General features: G+C 64.6%; 12 protein-coding genes. 6 read left to right on the top strand and 6 right to left on the bottom strand.

Annotation, left to right across the window (positions count from 1 at the left end; translation table 11 throughout):
* Positions 1-32 precede the first annotated feature (32 nt).
* The gene (gene xdhA / locus G3N95_RS12905) at positions 33-1550 is read right to left on the bottom strand and encodes a xanthine dehydrogenase small subunit (protein ID WP_205970381.1); all 1518 of its coding nucleotides are present in this window, start codon (positions 1548-1550) and stop codon (positions 33-35) included.
* A 385-nt stretch (positions 1551-1935) separates the two neighbouring features.
* On the opposite strand from xdhA, the gene G3N95_RS12900 reads away from it, so the two are divergent.
* Positions 1936-3147: an MFS transporter gene (locus G3N95_RS12900; protein WP_205970380.1), complete on the top strand. Its 1212-nt coding sequence runs from the start codon at positions 1936-1938 to the stop codon at positions 3145-3147.
* An 806-nt stretch (positions 3148-3953) separates the two neighbouring features.
* Here G3N95_RS12900 and G3N95_RS12895 read toward each other — a convergent pair.
* The 4 genes from G3N95_RS12895 to aspT (G3N95_RS12880) all read right to left on the bottom strand — a co-directional run bounded on the left by G3N95_RS12895 (position 3954) and on the right by aspT (G3N95_RS12880) (position 10626).
* Positions 3954-5174, bottom strand: coding sequence for an aminotransferase class V-fold PLP-dependent enzyme (locus G3N95_RS12895; protein ID WP_205970379.1), 1221 nt, complete (start codon positions 5172-5174; stop codon positions 3954-3956).
* A gap of 178 nt (positions 5175-5352) precedes the next feature.
* Positions 5353-6999 (bottom strand): bifunctional aspartate transaminase/aspartate 4-decarboxylase, encoded by a 1647-nt coding sequence (locus G3N95_RS12890; protein ID WP_205970378.1) that lies wholly within the window; start codon positions 6997-6999, stop codon positions 5353-5355.
* Between the two features lie 115 nt (positions 7000-7114).
* Entirely contained in the window at positions 7115-8800 is a 1686-nt protein-coding gene (gene aspT / locus G3N95_RS12885) for an aspartate-alanine antiporter (RefSeq protein WP_205970377.1), read from the bottom strand.
* 137 nt (positions 8801-8937) lie between these two features.
* On the bottom strand, positions 8938-10626 hold the full coding sequence (gene aspT / locus G3N95_RS12880) for an aspartate-alanine antiporter (protein ID WP_205970376.1): 1689 nt from the start codon (positions 10624-10626) through the stop codon (positions 8938-8940).
* Between the two features lie 582 nt (positions 10627-11208).
* Here aspT (G3N95_RS12880) and G3N95_RS12875 point away from each other — a divergent pair.
* Complete coding sequence (locus G3N95_RS12875; RefSeq protein ID WP_205970375.1) at positions 11209-12198, top strand: LysR family transcriptional regulator; 990 nt, start codon at positions 11209-11211, stop codon at positions 12196-12198.
* A gap of 63 nt (positions 12199-12261) precedes the next feature.
* Positions 12262-13269, top strand: coding sequence for a 2-hydroxyacid dehydrogenase (locus G3N95_RS12870; protein WP_205970374.1), 1008 nt, complete (start codon positions 12262-12264; stop codon positions 13267-13269).
* Between the two features lie 42 nt (positions 13270-13311).
* On the opposite strand, the gene G3N95_RS12865 is transcribed toward G3N95_RS12870, so the two are convergent.
* On the bottom strand, positions 13312-13875 hold the full coding sequence (locus G3N95_RS12865) for a hypothetical protein (RefSeq protein WP_205970373.1): 564 nt from the start codon (positions 13873-13875) through the stop codon (positions 13312-13314).
* Between the two features lie 282 nt (positions 13876-14157).
* Between G3N95_RS12865 and G3N95_RS12860 the strand changes: the two genes are divergently transcribed.
* From G3N95_RS12860 to G3N95_RS12850, 3 genes are all read left to right on the top strand, one after another.
* On the top strand, positions 14158-15036 hold the full coding sequence (locus G3N95_RS12860; protein WP_241018461.1) for a crotonase/enoyl-CoA hydratase family protein: 879 nt from the start codon (positions 14158-14160) through the stop codon (positions 15034-15036).
* Between the two features lie 204 nt (positions 15037-15240).
* Positions 15241-16398 (top strand): MFS transporter, encoded by a 1158-nt coding sequence (locus G3N95_RS12855; RefSeq protein WP_205970372.1) that lies wholly within the window; start codon positions 15241-15243, stop codon positions 16396-16398.
* Positions 16399-16465: 67 nt separating this feature from the next.
* A complete protein-coding gene (locus G3N95_RS12850; RefSeq protein ID WP_205970371.1) occupies positions 16466-17623 on the top strand; it encodes an MFS transporter in 1158 nt (385 codons plus the stop codon).
* The last annotated feature ends 12 nt before the right edge of the window (positions 17624-17635 follow it).

Genomic DNA, 17635 nt, shown 5'->3' with positions numbered 1-17635 from the left:
CTGCTGGTTCTCCGTATTCGTACCGTTCGCTATCAGGCGTCCGCGCCTGCCGCCAGCACCGCGCGCACATCGAGCGCGCTCTTTTGCAGCGGATTGTTCGGGCGCGTTTCGAGCCAGAAGCGGTACAGCGTGTTCTTCGCGGCTTCGAGGCGGTAGTCGCTGGTCGCGCGCATGTCGGACAGCGGCTGATAGTCCTTCGCGAGCGCGAGCATCGCGATCTGCGCGGTGGCTTCGTGCCAGTCGTTGTCGGCGAGCACGGCTTCGGCGTGCGTTGCGCGCTTCGGCGTCGCGGCCATCCCGCCGAACGCGATGCGCGGCTCGCGGATCGTCTCGCCGTCGGCGATGAACGAAAACGCGGCGCATACGGCGGAAATATCCGAGTCGAAGCGCTTCGAAATCTTGTACGTGCGGAACTGGAAGTGCTTACGCGCCGCATTGCGCGCGGGCACCTTCAGACCGACGACGAACTCGTGCGCGGCCATGTCCTTCTTCTGATACGCGAGGTACAGGTCTTCGAGCGCCAGTTCGCGTTCGACGTCGGCGCCGCGCAGCACGACCCGCGCGCCCAGCGCGATCAGGCCCGGCATCGAATCGCCGATGGGCGAGCCGTTCGCCACGTTGCCGCCGAGCGTGCCCGCGTTGCGGATGGGAAGCGACGCGAAGCGCTGCCACATCTCCGTCAGTTCGGGATACTGCTTCGCGAGTTCGGCGTACGCGCGCTCGACGGTGACACCGGCGCCGATTTCGATCCAGTCTTCGGTGACGTCGATCTTCTGCATTTCGGCGATCTGGCCGACGTACACGATATGACCGAGGTCGCGCATCATCTTCGTGACCCACAGGCCGATGTCGGTGCTGCCCGCGAGAATCCGCGTGTCGGGTGCGGCGGCCTTGATCTGCGCGAGCGCGGCGACGGTGCGCGGCGCGTCGAACTGCTGGCCGTTGTGTTCGTAGTGGAAGGTTTCGCCGCGTTCGAGCGTCGCAAGCTTCGCTGCGAGCGCCTTCACGTCGACGGGCGCTTTCGGCGCGGGCAGCTGGAACATGCGCTCGGCCGCGTCGATGATCGGGCGATAGCCGGTGCAGCGGCACAGATTGCCCGTCAGCGCGTTGGCGATGTCAGCGCGGTCTGGCACCGTCTTGTTTCTGCAGGCGTGCTCGTGGCCGTGCTTTTCATACATCGACCACATCGACATCACGAAGCCCGGCGTGCAGAAGCCGCATTGCGAGCCGTGGCATTCGACCATCGCTTCCTGCACGGGATGGAGGCTGCCGTCCGGCTGGCGCAGGTCTTCGACGGTGAAGAGCGCCTTGCCGTCGAGCGTCGGCAGAAACTGGATGCACGCGTTGACCGCCTTGAAGCTGACGCCGCCCGCGTCGTTGCGCTCGCCGACCACGACCGTGCACGCGCCGCAGTCGCCTTCCGCGCAGCCTTCCTTGGTGCCCGTGCAGCGCGCGTCTTCGCGCAGGTATTGAAGAACGGTGCGGGTGACGGGCGCGTCGGTGATTTCACGGATCGCGTTGCGATGGTAGAAGCGGATCGGCTGGCTCATGTCTCGTGCTCGTTTCGGTTGTTCGCGTCCGCGTGGGGCTGCGGACGGTGCGGCTGATGGTCGAAAAGTAGCATCATCAATATTCACAACCCATAGGCCCGATCGCATGGGGGACATACAGCTGGAGCGATAAATTGAGACAGCGGACGGTAGCTCGGCTTATATCTGGATGTCCGTTTCAAGCTGTTTTGGTAATTTTTAACGAGATTAGGACAATCGGATTGATTCGTACGGGCGACGCGATGCCGAAAAATTTGATGGGAAGCCGTCAGAAGGCCGTTTCAGCGCGTTGTTTCGACGAGAAAATTTTTAAGCGGAGCCTGCAGGGGAATCGGTTCCATGGGAAAATCATGGCTCCCCGCCAAATTCAAGTCTCGTTTTCCCCATGTCCGCCGACTCCGCTACACCGCGCAGCGAATTTGCGACCACTTTGCAGATCATTCCGGTCGTTTTCTTCACGTTTCTTTGTTATCTGACGATCGGCGTGCCGCTTGCCGTGCTGCCTGGCTACGTCCATGACGACCTTGGCTACAGCGCGGTGATCGCGGGCCTGGCGATCAGCGTCCAGTATTTCGCGACGCTCGCGTCGCGTCCGATTGCCGGCCGTTCGGCGGACACGCTCGGGCCGAAGAAGACGGTGACGATTGGTCTGCTCGGCTGCGGCGCGAGCGGCATTATGTTGTTGCTGGCCGTCTTGCTGGGCCGCTGGCCGACGTTGAGCCTGAGCCTGCTGGTGCTGAGCCGGCTGGTGCTCGGTTTCGGCGAAAGCCTGTGCGGCACGGGTGCGATCCTGTGGGGCATCGGACGGGTCGGCACGACGAACAATGCGCGCGTGATTTCGTGGAACGGTATCGCCACGTATGGCGCGCTCGCGATCGGCGCGCCGGTGGGCGTATGGATTTCGCGCAGCGTGGGCTTTTTCGCGCTTGGCGTCGTGGTGATCGCACTGGCGGCGATTGGCTATACGCTCGCGCAGCGAATTGCGCCTGTGCCGGTCGTGCATGGCGAGCGGATGTCGTATCGCAGCGTGTTCACGCGCGTGCTGCCGCACGGCATTGGCCTCGCGCTCGGCTCGGCGGGCTTCGGTTCGATTGCGACGTTCATCACGCTGTTCTATGCGGCCAATCATTGGCCTAATGCTGCGTTGTCGCTGACGGTGTTCGGCACGCTGTTCATCGGTGCGCGTCTGCTGTTTGCCAACACGATCAAGACGTATGGCGGGTTTCGCGTCGCGATTGCTTCGTTTTCGTTTGAATGCGCTGGCTTGCTGTTGTTGTGGCTCGCGCCGGAGCCGCATGTTGCGCTTGCGGGCGCTGCGTTGACGGGGTTTGGATTTGCGTTGGTGTTTCCGGCGCTGGGCGTCGAGGCGGTTGGGCTCGTGCCGCCTGCCAGCCGTGGCGCGGCGTTGTCGGCGTATTCGGTGTTCCTCGATTTGTCGCTCGGGATTACTGGGCCGCTGGCCGGATATATTGCCGGTGAGTTTGGATACGGATCGGTGTTTCTGTTTGCAGCTGTTGCCGCTGCGGCGGCTGTCGGTCTGTCCACCATGCTGTATTTGCGCAATGCGCGAACGCCGAATGCGCCTGCTGCTGCTTGACGTTTACTGCTGGTGCTTTTCGCGGCGCGGCGGTTTTCCTTCCGGTTCTTGACTTAGCGCTGGCGTCCGCGTTTTGCTTCTGGTTTGCTGGCGTTGCCCCTGTGCGGGGCGGCACTTACTTTCTTTGCCGCCGCAAAGAAAGTAAGCAAAGAAAGCGGGCTCACACCGCCAGCCGGTGTGTTTGCCTGCGGGCCCTCAACAGTTCTTACGCTTCATGCGGCAGCGCGCTAATCCATGCTCGTTGCCAGCGCTCTTGGATTCTCATCACCCATTCCACGCTCCCACGTCACGGCCTGCTCTACCAGAAAGTCCACCGCCGCCCAGGTGGCAAACTGTGTGTAGGCGATCGCGACGGACGTGCATCACTCCGGACGGAAAAGCGGATCGGTGTCGTAGGATCGCCAACGCATATGGTGCGACAAGCTACACACAGTTTGCCACCTGGGCGGCGCAGACGAGTCGCTGCCGCTGGCTGCCTGCGGGTGACTGGAGTGGGTGATGCGCCTGCTCAAGGCGCTGGCAACGGGCGCAAAACAAAGTGTTGCCGAGTGGAGTGCGGGACCCGTTGGGGGCCCGCAGGCAGGAACAAGGGCTGGCGGTGTGAGCGGCTTTCTTTTGCCTACTTTTCTTTGCCGCTGCAAAGAAAAGTAGGTGCCGCCCCGCACAGGGGCAACGCATGAACAACCACTACGAAAGCGCGGATGCCAGCGAAAGCGCGGAGCAAAAACCAAAAGGCGAAGCCCGCGCCGAGAAGGCAAGAATGGCGACTACGTCGCAGACAGACAAACAAACAAACAAACCAAAACTCAATCCCTTCCAGCGGCGAGAGCCCGCTCCAAAGCCGCCACGCCAGCTGGCAAGTCAACCCTGACATCAAGCTCGGACATCGTCCGCCCAAACGCATGGAGCGTGCGAAACAGATTATGAGCGCGAGCCTGCTCGCCCATCTGCCCGATCCGCACGATCGGCAACCCGAACGATCCCGAAATCTCCACCTGGTGATACCGCGAAATATGCCCGCAAATATCGGCAGGTGTGAGCGACGGCCTGGCAGGCACCTCGATCCCCACCACCGAATTCAACCGGCACTCAGCCGGCGCATACAGTTGCAAGCCCATTGCGCTGATCCCCGCCTGCAACGCAAGCGAGCACCGCAGATGCCGCGCGAAGCGCTTCTCCAGCGTCTCCGCGCACACGAGCCGCAACGCCTCGTGCAGCGCCAGCACACCCGACACAGGCGCCGTGTAGTGATACCCCGCGTTGTGCCAGAAGTTCTCCGCCAGCGACGCATCCAGACACCAGTGCGGGCTAGCATCCTTGCGCCCCTTCACCCGCTCCCACGCCGCATCCGAAAACGCGATCAGCGATACGCCCGGAATCGACGACAAACCCTTCTGCCCGCCCGTGATCACCGCGTCGATGCCCCAGGCATCCATGTCGAGCGGCATCGTCGACAGCGTGCAGACGGCATCCACGACGACCAGCGCCCCCGCCTTCTTCGCGAGCGCCGCGATGTCCTTCAGGTGGTAGTTCCAGACGGTGTTCGACGTCTCGCCCTGCACGATCGTCACGATCTCAGGACGCGTGCGGCGGATCGCCTCTTCGATCTGCTCGAGCGTCGCAACCGCGCGGTCCTCGACTTCGAGCAGCGTCACGTCCGCACCGACGCGCCGCCCCATCTCCGCCATCCGCGCGCTGAAAAAGCCATTCTTGATGCTCAGCACACGTGTGCCCCGCCACGCGAGATTGGAAATCGCCATTTCCATCGCGGCCGAGCCCGGCCCCGCGACGCCTAGCACCCACTTCGAGTTCGTCTGGAACACGTAGCGCGCCATCGTCTTCACCTGTCCGACCACTTTGGCCATCGTGTTGCCCAGATGGTTGATGACGATCGCATTGGCCTTCGCGACGGCGGCGGGGATCGGCACAGGGCCGGCGCCCATCATCAGGAGCGGTTCTTCGGGAAGAATCGCATCGAGCGATTCGACTTCAGGACAGGGAACGACGTTGGACGTTGTAATGGTCATGATCGGTACGCATGAAACGGAAGTGAACGTTGCAGGAAAAACGGCCCGCCGCGCGCAGCAGCACCTGCGGGCGGCGGGCCGTCGTTCGATCATTCACCCATATGTCCGTTTGCGCAAGGGATGCATCCCCGTCTTCGCATGCCGGATTGTCACTTGACCTCGATTGTCACTTCACCTGTCACTTCACCTCTTTCCGCACGAGGTTCTTGCCCGTCTCCTTGCGATACCGCTCGACGTAGTCTTCCGTCAGCTTGCGTATCGCGCGCCCGATCTTGCGGTAGTCGGACTCGTTGAGATTCGCGAGCGACACGCGTCCCGACGGATGCTTCGTGCCGAAGCCCATGCCCGGCAGCAGCACGACCCGCGCCTCGGCAGCAAGCCGGAACAGCATTTCCGACGCCTCGGTATTCTTCAGCAGCCAGTCGACGAACTCCCGGCCGTACGCGCGCTCGCCGAAATACTCCATGTCGAGGATCGTGTAGTAATCGACCTGGTTCGCATCCTTCTCGTCGAAGGCAATGCCGATCTCTTCGTAAAGCGCACGCTTGCGGCTGCGGATCAGCCGCTTCAGCGCGTTCTTGTACGCATCCGGCGTATCCATCAGCGAGAACAGCGAGAACAGCACCATCTGCACCTGCTGCGGCGTCGACAGCCCGGCCGTATGATTCAGCGCGACGGTGCGGCTGTCGGCGACCAGCCGGTCGATGAACTTCAGCTTGTCCGGCTCCGTCGTGATCGACTCGTAACGTTTGTGCAGAATCTTCTTCGTGTCCTTCGGCAGTTCGGCGATCAGCTTGTCGAGGATGTTGTCCTTGTGCGTCGCGATCGTGCCGAGGCGCCAGCCCGTCGCGCCGAAATACTTCGAATAAGAATACACGAGGATCGTGTTCTTCGGCGCAAGCGCGAACAGCGACACGAAGTCGTCGGCGAAGGTGCCGTACACGTCGTCCGTCAGCAGGATCAGGTCCGGGCGCTCCTTGACGATCTGCGCGATGTATTCGAGGCTCTCGTCGCTGATACGCACGGAAGGCGGATTGCTCGGGTTCACAAGGAAGAACGCCTTCACCTTCGGATCACGCAGCTTGTCGAGTTCGGCCTTCGAGTACTGCCAGTTGTTCTCGACGTCCGCGTCCAGATTGACGACGTTCAGCTCGTAGTCGTTGAGCGTCGGAATCTCGATGTACGGCGTGAAGATCGGGCGGCCGAGCGCGATCGTGTCGCCCGCCTTGATCAGGTGGTTCTGCTTCATCGTGTTGAAGATGTACGTCATCGCCGCCGTGCCGCCTTCGACCGCGAAGATGTCGAACTCGCCGACGAACGGATACTTGCCGATCATCTCGCGCCGCAGATACTGCCCGACAATGGTCTCCGACAGCTTCAGCATGCGGTCGGGCACGGGGTAGTTCGACGCGAGAATGCCTTCGCACATCTCATAGAGAAAGTCGGTGCCCGACAGACCCAGCTGGTCGCGCACGTACGACACGCAGCCCGCGAGAAACGAAATGCCCGGCAGCCCCTTGTTCTCGCGCAGGAAAAGTTCGAAGCGCTCGGACAGCCCTTCGCGTTTCGGAAAGCCGCCGACGCCCTCTGGCATATACGCGAACGAACGCTCGGACTCGCGCATCGCGAACAGACCGAGTTGCCAGAAGCCGTAGCGCGGAATCGTCGCGAGAAAGTTCGGGTTGCCGCGGCCCGCGTTCAGCATCGACGCGTTGGCCGGGCGCTCGACGGCGCCGCCGCCTGCCGCCTTGATCAGCTCGTCCTTCAGTTCGAACGGGCTGAGCGCCTGCAGCGCTGCCTTGTCGTTGCCTTTGTCCTTTGCCATGATGCGTTCTCCAGTAGAAGAGGAAATGCGCCGACGCGACGCGGGCATTGGCCCGCTCGCTGCACCGGCTACAGTCCTGACGATCGTATGAATCGGTTCGATCGAGTCAGCGTGTTCAAACCAGCCCGACGACAAGCGGCCCCAGCAAGGTCAGCAGCACGTTCGCAATCGCATACGTGATCGCGAACGGCACGGTCGGCACCGCGCTTTCGGCCTTGTCCAGCACGCCGCCGAACGCCGGATTCGCGCTGCGCGAGCCGGACAGCGCGCCCGCGAGAATCGCCGCGTTGTCGTAGCGCAGCACGTAGCGGCCGAACAGCATCGTGAGGATCAGCGGCAGTATCGTGACGAGCACGCCGAGCAGGAAGATCGTGAGGCCAAGCTGCTTGACCGTCGTGACGGCCTGCAAGCCCGAGTTCAGCCCGACCACGGCGACGAACGCGGCCAGCCCGAAGTCCTGCAACAGACGCGACGCGGCGGGCGGCATCACGCCGTACATCGGATGCTTGCCGCGCAGCCAGCCGAACACGAGGCCCGCGAGCAGACAGCCGCCGCCCGAGCCGAGCGTGAGCGGCACCCCGCCCACGTTGACGACGATCAGCCCGATCAGCAGGCCGATCACGAGGCCGATGCCCATGTAGATGAAGTCCGTCTTGATCGAATACGGCAGCTCGTAGCCCGTCGCCTGCACCGCACGCTTCGTGTCCTTCGCGGAGCCGAAATAGGTGATGACGTCGCCGTGTTCGAGCTGCGTCTCGGGCAGGATCGGCACCGGCTGGCCGACGCGCGTGATGCTTTCGAGAAACACGCCGTGGCGCAGATCACGGTCGACCGTTTCGCGCACGGCCCTGATCGTCGTGTGGTTCAGGCCCTTCGCGGTGAACACGGCCTGGCGCGTCTGCATGACGGCGCTGACGTCGGTCACGTCCGAGACCTCGGGGCCGATCATCGGCGCGACGGGCACCATGCCTTCGCGCCGCCCGACGAGCAGCACGACGTCGTCGGCATTCAGCACGACGTTCGGCCCGGGCTCGATTTCCTTGCCGCCGCGCCGGATCTTCTCGATCGAAATGAAGTCCTGCCCCGCCATTTCGATCTCGGACACCTTGCGCCCCGCCGCAGGCCCGACCTTGAACGCGCGGCCCACCAGATCCGGCAACGCGGGCAACTGCCCCGGCGCGCGCGACGGCGTGCCTCCCGCGAGTTTCGCCTCGGCGTCGAGCGCGGCCGAGCGCAGGTCGCGGCCCATGAACTTGGGCAGGATGTTGACGCACACGATGATCGCGCCGAGAGAGCCGAACACGTAGGTCACCGCGTACGCAATCGCGACGTCGGACTGCAGCGACTTCACCTCTTCGGGCGGCAGTCCGAGCCGGGCGATCGCATCGCCCGCCGTGCCGATGATGGCCGACTGCGTCAGCGCGCCCCCCGCCAGCCCGGCGGCGAGCCCCTTGTTCAGATGGAAAATCTTCGCGCAAATGATCACCGTGATCAGCGCGGAGATGGCGAGAAACAGCGCCATCGCGATCTCGCGCAGCGTCCTGCGATTGAGCGAGTTGAAGAAGCCCGGCCCCGAGTCGTACCCGACCGCATAGATGAACACGGCGAACATCACCGCCTTTACGCCGCTGTCGATCGACACGCCCGCCTGGCTGATGACGACGGCCGCCAGCAGCGAGCCACCGACGCCGCCTAGCTGGAACTTGCCGAAATTGATCTGGCCGATGTAGTAACCGACGGCCAGCGACAGGAACAGCGCTATCTCCGGTGATTTGTGAAAGATGTTGTGTATCCAGTCCATCGTGCCCTCTCATTGAAAAGGCGGGCGCGTGACCCGCGAACGAAACGCAGCGGACGACGTGGCACTACCGTCCGCCGCTCCTGCCCGCGCGACGCTGTCCGGCCGCGCGAATCCCGATGTCGTCGTTACCATTGCCGTCAGTGCCCGAACTGCGCCGTCAGCCCGACGACAACGGGCCCCATCAGCGGCAGCAGGATGTTCGACAGCGCGTAGGTGATCGTGTAGCCGATGACGGGCGTCGAATTGCCCGTCACGCCGACGAGTGCGCTGATCGCGGGCGTGCTGCACTGCTGGCCGGCAATCGCGCCGAGCAGCATCGGCGCGTCGAGCTTGAGAAACATGCGGCCGATCCACAGCGACAACAGACCAGGCACCAGCACCATCAGAATCCCGGCGACGGGCAGCGCGAGCCCGTACTCGCGCACGAGCTTGATCGCATCCGGACCGGCGGAAAGGCCGACGGCGGCAATGAAGGTAGCGAGTCCGAAATCCTTGAGAATCTGCGCGGCGGCGGGCGGCAGCGAGCCGACGATGGGATGCCGCGAGCGGATCCAGCCGAACAGCAGTCCCGACAGCAGACACCCGCCGCCCGTGCCGAGCGCGAGCGTGACGCCGCCGAAGGTGCCCGACAGACGCCCGATCCCCATACCGATCAGCACGCCGAGCCCGAGATAGACGAAGTCGGTCTTGAGCGTCGCGGGCAGCACGTAGCCGAGCCGCTGCGCACCGCGCATCACGCCTTCCTTCATGCCGACCAGCGTCAGCACGTCGCCGCGATTCAGTTCCGTGCCGGGCAGCGCCGGCACGCGCGTCTCCAGCCGCGTGACGGCCGCGATGTAGATGCCGCGCCCCTGCACCGGGTCCGCGCGCTCGCGCAACTGGCGGATCGTCGCGCCGTGCGCATCCTTGCGCGTGAGCACGACGTCGATGGAGTCGGCGAGTGCCGTCGAGAAATGGTGCCCGGCCGCGACTTCCTCGCCGAGCGAAGGCGCGGCGGTCACGAGCGCCTCGCGCCGACCGCCGACCAGCACCAGGTCTCCGGGCGCGAGCGCGAGTTCGGGCGCAACGGCCAGCCGCGCGCCGCCGCGCTCGATCTGCTCGATGGTCAGGTTGTGTCCGTATCGGGCTTCGAACGCGCCGACGGCAACGCCCGCCGCCGGGCCGATCCGGAACGCGCGTCCGACCAGCGCGGGCGCGGCGAGCCGCTCCCCTTCGCCGAGCGACTCGCCGCCGCCCAGCTTCCGCCAGAGGCGTTCGGCTTCCTCGCGCAGATTCACCCGCAACAGCAGCGCGGCGAACTGGCTGGTGAACAGCACGATCGTGATAAGCCCGAACAGATAGCTGACGCTGTACGCAGTGACGATGTTCGCCTCGAGGCGCAGCGTCTCGGCGTCGGACAGGCCGAGCTTCGCAACGGCTTCCGACGCCGTGCCGATCACGGCAGATTCCGTCGCCGCGCCCGCCAGCAGTCCCGCCGCCGTACCCGGATCGAGATGCAGCAGCGCGACCGCGATCATCACGAGCGTGAGCACCGAGACGATCTCGACGACGGACAGCAGCCCGTAGCGCCAGCCGCGCCCGACGTTGGCAAAGAATTGGGGGCCGCCCGTGAAGCCGAGCGCGAAGATGAACAGCGCGAACGCGATGTTCTTCAGGTCGGGCGCGATGCGCGCGCCCGTCTGGCCGAGCAGCAGCGACACGATCAGCGTGCCGCACACGCCGCCCAACTGGATCGGCCCCAGCTTGAACGAACCAATCAGATAGCCGAGCGCAAGGCTCGCGAACAGCGCAATCTCCGGCTGAGACTTAAGCAATTCGGCGACCATGTTCGGATTTCCCGGCAAGGCGGATCTTGTACGAATTTTTTTAAAAATTTTGCGCGCGCGATTATCCCCACGGACATTAGTCGCGTTAAATGAAAATGTGCGCGTATATTCGCCCGAATTAATCGGCTATATTCGAAGCGAAATGTGCTGCGCCGCACTGACGGGCATGCGTCAGTCCGGAATGGCGCGGCGGTGAGAAAGCTGAAAATCAGCTCGTGTTGGTTCCGTTGACAGGCATCGTTCCCTCGTAAAGTTGTTGAACAACAGAGGACAGCGTTCTGCAGCCTGATGGCTTTTTTATGTCCGTATTTGAAGCGAGCGGGAATCGTATCGCCGGATTGCGTCAAATCACGGGATGAGGCATTTTTACATTTGCGAAATGTCCTCATCGTTTTTATAGATATTGTAATCGTCGGCGACTGTCAATATTATTTTTAAGCCGGATCTGCAAAATTCCTGTGCGGGCAAATTGCATTCAATATGCCCGTATTACACCCGCCAAAGGCCGACGCAGAACTATCTGCCGCACGCCACCACCGGGTCAACGACGCGCGGCAGCATCGCGCTTTAGAGGGCGCCACCATGAATCAGATCTACGCAATGCGGGTCTTTGTCCGGGTCGCCGAAACACAGAGCTTCAGACGCGCGGCCCAGCAACTGAAGGTATCGAACGCACTGGTCACTCGCTCGATCGCCACACTCGAGGCGCATCTGCACGCGCGCCTCATCAACCGCACCACGCGCAACCTTTCGCTGACGGAAGCCGGCACGCATTATCTGGAAGGCTGCCGTGGGCTGCTGGAGGAACTCGACCATCTGGAGGGCTCGGTCGCGGGCACGGAGCGCGAGCCGGGCGGCACGCTGCGCGTCGTCGCAACGGGCGCGCTATCGGCCCAGGCGCTCACGCAGCTGCTAGACGGCTACCGGCGGCATTATCCGAAGGTGCGGATCCGGCTCACACTCGCCGAGCGCATGCCGCACCTGCTGGAAGACGGCTATGACGTCGGGCTCTTCATCGCGAGTCCGGCGCCGACACCGGGCGCGGCGGCCGAGATCGACAGCATCGAACTGTCGTTTGCAACGCAGCGACTCGTCGCGTGCGCGGCGCCGTCCTATCTGGCGACGCGCGAGGAGCCGCGCCACCCTGAGCAGCTGGCGCTGCATTCGTGTATTGCGACACCCGCCGAGCAGCGCGGCCCCACCGTCTGGCATTTCATCGACAACGACGGCGACGCGCAACCCGTCACGCTCGAACCTTCATACACGGTCAACAGTCCGCTGCTCGTGCGGCTCGCGGCGATCGCGGGCATGGGCATCGCCGTGCTGCCCGAGTCGCTGGTCGCCGACGACTTCGCAACGGGCGCGTTGAAGCGCATCATGCAGGATTACACCGTCGACGAATCGCAGGCCAAGGTGTCGCTCGTGTATCCGCGCCGCCGTCATTTGCCCGCGAAAACGCGCGCGTTCGTCGATTACACCGTCGAGCATGCGGGCTGTCCGGCAACCGTCCTGCCCGTCGCCGCGCATGCGATCGTGGCGCACGACCTGCATCTCGCGCAGCACGCTTCGTGAGGTGCGCGCCGTGGCCCACGCACCGCCGACGCCGCACAGGAAGCCCATGAGGAGAGCCGTGACATGCGCATGATCCTGTTCAGCAGCCGCCAGTACGACATCGACACGTTCACCGAGGCGAATGCCGCGTCAGGCTTCGAGTTGCACTTTCAGGAGTCGCATCTCGACGCGGACACGGCCGTTCTCGCCGAGGGTTACGAGGTCGTGTGTCCGTTCGTCAACGACAGCGTCGACGCCGCGACGCTCGAAACTCTGCACGCGGGCGGCACGCGGCTCATCGCACTGCGTTCGGCGGGCTTCAATCACGTCGATCTCGCGGCGGCGCAACGGCTCGGCATCGGGGTCGTGCGCGTGCCGGCCTATTCGCCGTACGCGGTCGCCGAGCATGCGGTCGGGCTGATCCTCGCGCTGAACCGCAAGCTCGCGCGCGCGGTCGCGCGTACGCGCGAAGGCGACTTCTCGCTGAACGGCCTGCTCGGTTTCGATCTGCATGGCAAGACGGTCGGCGTGATCGGCACGGGCATCATCGGCCGCTGCTTCGCGCGCATCATGGCGGGCTTCGGCATGCAGGTGCTCGCGCACGATCCCGGTCCGCCCGCCACCGAGCTGATCGCGCTCGGCGGACGCTACGTGCCGCTCGATACGCTGCTCGCGGATTCGGACATCGTCAGCCTGCACTGCCCGCTGCTGCCGTCCACGTATCACCTGATCGACAGCCACGCGCTCGCGAAGATGAAACGCGGCGCGATGCTGATCAACACGGGGCGCGGCGGGCTGGTCGAAAGCAATGCGCTGGTCGGCGCGCTCAAGAGCGGCCAGTTGGGACATCTCGGGCTGGATGTGTACGAGGAAGAAGGCGGGATCTTCTTCGAGGATCATTCGAATCTGCCGCTGCAGGACGACGTGCTCGCGCGGCTGTTGATGTTCCCCAACGTGATCGTCACCGCGCACCAGGCGTTCTTCACGCGCGAGGCGATGACGGAAATCGCGCAGACGACACTTGGCAATGTCGAGGCGTGGCGGGACGGCACGCCTCGCAACGTCGTCGAGGCGCCGCCCGCGAGCGGTTGAAGCGGCGCGGCGTCGAATGACGACGCGTCGCTCGTCAGACGCTCATGGCGTCGAGTGCGGGCCGCCGCTCGCATTGGCCGGCGTGGGCCGCAATGCCGTGCGGGCATCGTCGGACGCGCCGCAGTACTGACGCAGCAGCGCAGCTTCGCGCTCGTGCACTTCCACGGGAAACCACACGGCGCCCGCCGCCATCATGTAGCGCGCGCGATGCTGGCCGTTGCGGAACGCGACCACGCCCTCGTGTTCGAGCCTGAGCAGGCCGAGCACACCCGGCGCCCGGCGCGTCGTGATCGTCACATAGGGCATCTGCGGAATGCGCGTGTTCGATGGATCGAGAAACTCGCGGATGCCGCGCAGCTTCCCTTGATGCCATTCCTGCACGGGACGCAATACGTAATCGGTGTCGTCACGATCGGCGCACGCGACCAGCTTGCGTGCATCGACGAGCACGACCTGATGCCGCGTGCCGTCCGTCGAGAAGACGCGCTTCAGGCGCACGTGTCCGTACGGTGGATGATCGTGCAGCGGCACGATCCAGACGGGTTCGCTGCCGGACGACGGCGACGCCGCAGGTGATGCGATCGGTGATTCCATCAAGGTGGACATGGGCGTGCTCCTTGCGCCGGTGCGTGCGCGCGCCCTGGCTGTTCAAAATTCGCCTAAGCTACGAGTCGATTGTTAAAACCGCGTGACGTGCGAACAAGCGATTCGCGCTGCATCGCCATCCGTTCGCCACGCATCGTCGCGTCGGCGATGCTTCTCGAGTTGTTTCCCGTTTAGCGGTCGTTTTGCGCGCTTCTTAAGGGTGTCGGCATGCGCGCGGCCGCTTTTAAACGATGCTTTTCATTCAGTCCAGGTCTTTGCGAAAGCTTCTCAACGGAGCGAACGATGGCTAGCGAACAGTTCGGCGAACACGTGCGAATTGAAACTGCACAAAAAAACCCAATTGCACAGAATCAGCAAGTTGCGCGCCCGCTTGATGCCGTCGCGACGATCGTCATCGACCGGCCCGCGCGCCGCAATGCCGTCGACCGCCCAACAGCGGAAGCGCTGTGCGCCGCATTCCGCCGCTTCGAAGCAAACGACGCATGGCGCGTCGCGGTGCTGACGGGCGCGGGCGGCACGTTCTGCGCGGGCGCAGACCTCACTGCTCTACAAGACGACGCGCGGCGCAATGAATTGCACGCCGACGGCAGCGGCCCCGGACCGATGGGACCGACGCGCATGATGTTCACGAAGCCGGTGATCGCCGCGATTGCTGGCCATGCGGTGGCGGGCGGTCTGGAACTGGCGGCGATGTGCGATCTGCGCGTGGTCGAGGAAGACGCCGTGCTGGGCGTGTTCTGCCGGCGCGTGGGCATTCCGCTGATCGACGGAGGCACGATCCGGCTGCCGCGCCTGATCGGGCAATCTCGCGCGCTCGATCTGATCCTGACGGGCCGCGCCGTGACGGCTGATGAAGCGCTCGCGTTCGGTCTTGCGAACCGCGTCGTGCCGAAGGGCCACGCGCGCGCCGCCGCCGAGCAACTGGCCGCCGAACTGGCCGCATTTCCGCAGGCGGCGCTGCTCGCCGACCGCCGCTCCGTCTACGAGAATTCGTTACTCGACGATCTGCCAGAAGCCCTGCGCCGCGAGGGCGCAGGCGGCTACGAGGCCGTGTTCGAGCAAGGGCTGACGGGCGCCGCCGCATTCGCTGCGGGTGCGGGCCGCCACGGCGGCGTACTGGACGCCGGACCACATCATTCACCTGACAAAAAAGTCCCTTGAAATAAGGGCTTTTCGCTACGCAATCGCATCCGGATCGACGAAATACAACAGTGCGCAACGCAGACTGCACGGCCGATATGGCTTAGGTACAATCCCCTACTGATTTACCCCTGCCGACGTCTGCGCACTCGTCCCGAAAGCGCGCGACGGCAACGCGCACGGCGCTTCCGTCCGCCGCCGCGACCCTCCCGTAAAAGTCCCATCATGCCTTTGCCCCTGCTTGCGCTTGCTATCGCGGCGTTTGGAATCGGTACCACCGAGTTCGTCATCATGGGGCTGCTGCCCGATGTCGCGCGCGATCTGAGCGTGTCGATTCCAGCCGCGGGAATGCTGGTATCGGCGTATGCGCTCGGCGTGACGATCGGCGCACCTATCGTCGCGATCGCGGTCGCCAACATGCCGCGCAAGAAGGCGCTGATGAGCCTGATCGGCATCTTCATTCTCGGCAATCTGCTGTGCGCGATCGCACCGGGCTACGCGGTGCTGATGGCCGCGCGCATCGTGACCGCGTTCTGCCACGGCGCGTTCTTCGGCATCGGCTCCGTCGTCGCGGCCGGGCTCGTTGCGCCGAACCGCCGCGCACAGGCGATCGCGCTGATGTTCACGGGCCTGACGCTCGCCAACGTGCTCGGCGTGCCGCTCGGCACGGCGCTCGGCCAGGCCGTCGGCTGGCGCGCGACGTTTTGGGCCGTGACAGCCATCGGCGTGCTCGCGGCTGTCGCGCTGGCGCTGTGCCTGCCGTCGAAGATCGAGATGCAGAAAGCCAGCCTCGTCCACGAATTCACGGTGCTGAAGAACCCGCAGGTGCTGATGGTGCTCGGCACGAGCGTGCTCGCCTCCGCGAGCCTGTTCTCGACCTTCACCTACATCACGCCGATCCTCGAAGACGTGACGGGCTTCACGCCGCACGCCGTGACGATGGTGCTGCTGCTGTTCGGCCTCGGCCTGACCGTGGGCAGCACGCTCGGCGGCAAGCTCGCCGACTGGCGTCCCGTGCAGTCGCTGCTATCGTTCCTGCTCGCGATCGTCGCGATCCTGTCGATCTTCGCAATGACGATGCACAGCGAAATCCCCGCGATGATCACGATCTTCCTGTGGGGCGTGCTCGCGTTCGCGATCGTGCCGCCGCTGCAAATGCTGATCGTCGATCGTGCAAGCAGTGCACCGAATCTGGCCTCGACGCTCAATCAGGGTGCGTTCAACCTCGGCAATGCGACGGGCGCGTGGCTCGGCGGCATGGCGATCGGCGCGGGCGCGCCGCTCACCTCGCTGCCGTGGGTCGGCGTCGCGACGGCGGCGGGCGCGGTGGCGCTCACGTGGTGGTCGGTGTCGCTCGATCGGCGTGTGCCTGTGGCGGGCTGAGCGACAGCCGCCCATACCCGGCATCACAGGGTGCGCGTGACACAGTGGCGGTGTAGCATCTCGCCCGATGAAAGTCGTCTTCTCACGTGATTTCCTCGCGCTGATCCTGAGCGTCGCCGTCGTCGGCCTCGGCAGCGGCGCGACCCTTCCTCTCACTGCCCTCGCGCTGACGCAAGCGGGCTACGGCACCGACGTCGTCGGCCTGCTGACGGCTGCGCAGGCGGGCGGCGGGCTGCTGGTGGTGCCCGTCGCCGGCTGGATCGCCGCGCGCTGCGGCGGCCGCCACGCAATCATCGGCTCGGTGCTGATCGTCGCGATCGCCACCGCGCTGATGCAGCTGACCGCCAATCTGTTCGTCTGGGCCGTGCTGCGCGTGCTGTGCGGCGCGGCGCTGATGCTGCTCTTCACGATCGGCGAAGCATGGGTCAACCAGCTCGCCGACGACGCATCGCGTGGCCGCGTCGTCGCGATCTACGCAACCAACTTCACGCTGTTCCAGATGGCGGGCCCCGTGCTCGTCAGTCAGATCGCGCAGCACGACGCGTCGCGTTTCCTGATCTGCGGCGCGATCTTTCTGATCGCACTGCCCGTGCTGTCGATGATCCGCTCGGCGCCTCACGCATCCGACGAACACGAGCCGCACGGCAGCTGGCGTCGCGTGCTGCCGCAGATGCCTGCGCTGGTGCTCGGCACGGGTTTTTTCGCGCTGTTCGATACGATCGCGCTCTCGCTGATGCCGCTCTTCGCGATGGCGCATGGCATTTCGAGCGAAGTAGCGGTGCTGTTCGCGTCGGCGCTGCTGCTCGGCGATACGACGATGCAGTTTCCGATCGGCTGGCTCGCGGATCACCTCGGACGCGAGCGCGTGCATATCGGCTGCGCCGTGCTCGTCGTCGTGTTGCTGCCGCTGCTGCCGTGGGCCGTGCAGTCGCCCTGGCTGTGCTGGCCGCTGCTGTATGTGCTGGGCGCGGCGGCGGGCGCGATCTACACGCTGTCACTCGTCGCATGTGGTGAACGCTTTCGCGGCGTGGCGCTGGTGTCGGCGAGTTCGCTCGTCGGCGCTTCATGGAGCATCGCGAGTTTCGGCGGGCCGCTGGTCGCGGGCGCCTTGATGAAGAGTGTCGGCAACGACGCGATGATCGGCGTCGTGCTCGTGAGCGCGTTGGCGTTTCTCGCCGCGGCGCTGTGGGAAAAAAGACGCGGCGTGGCGAGCGCCGCGTCCTGATCTCGCTGATGA

The sequence above is a fragment of the Paraburkholderia sp. Tr-20389 genome (genome assembly GCF_017104565.1).
GTDB lineage: Bacteria > Pseudomonadota > Gammaproteobacteria > Burkholderiales > Burkholderiaceae > Paraburkholderia.
Note: the sequence above shows the minus strand (reverse complement) of the source record. Positions and strands in the feature narration are given on the sequence as shown.

Coding starts and splice junctions, on each gene's coding strand:
- G3N95_RS12875 (WP_205970375.1), top strand. CDS start 11,209: ATGAATCAGATCTACGCAATGCGGGTCTTTGTCCGGGTCGCCGAAACA.
- G3N95_RS12890 (WP_205970378.1), bottom strand. CDS start 6,999: ATGGCAAAGGACAAAGGCAACGACAAGGCAGCGCTGCAGGCGCTCAGC.
- aspT (WP_205970376.1), bottom strand. CDS start 10,626: ATGGTCGCCGAATTGCTTAAGTCTCAGCCGGAGATTGCGCTGTTCGCG.
- G3N95_RS12865 (WP_205970373.1), bottom strand. CDS start 13,875: ATGTCCACCTTGATGGAATCACCGATCGCATCACCTGCGGCGTCGCCG.
- G3N95_RS12850 (WP_205970371.1), top strand. CDS start 16,466: ATGAAAGTCGTCTTCTCACGTGATTTCCTCGCGCTGATCCTGAGCGTC.
- G3N95_RS12855 (WP_205970372.1), top strand. CDS start 15,241: ATGCCTTTGCCCCTGCTTGCGCTTGCTATCGCGGCGTTTGGAATCGGT.
- aspT (WP_205970377.1), bottom strand. CDS start 8,800: ATGGACTGGATACACAACATCTTTCACAAATCACCGGAGATAGCGCTG.
- xdhA (WP_205970381.1), bottom strand. CDS start 1,550: ATGAGCCAGCCGATCCGCTTCTACCATCGCAACGCGATCCGTGAAATC.
- G3N95_RS12900 (WP_205970380.1), top strand. CDS start 1,936: ATGTCCGCCGACTCCGCTACACCGCGCAGCGAATTTGCGACCACTTTG.
- G3N95_RS12860 (WP_241018461.1), top strand. CDS start 14,158: ATGGCTAGCGAACAGTTCGGCGAACACGTGCGAATTGAAACTGCACAA.
- G3N95_RS12870 (WP_205970374.1), top strand. CDS start 12,262: ATGCGCATGATCCTGTTCAGCAGCCGCCAGTACGACATCGACACGTTC.
- G3N95_RS12895 (WP_205970379.1), bottom strand. CDS start 5,174: ATGACCATTACAACGTCCAACGTCGTTCCCTGTCCTGAAGTCGAATCG.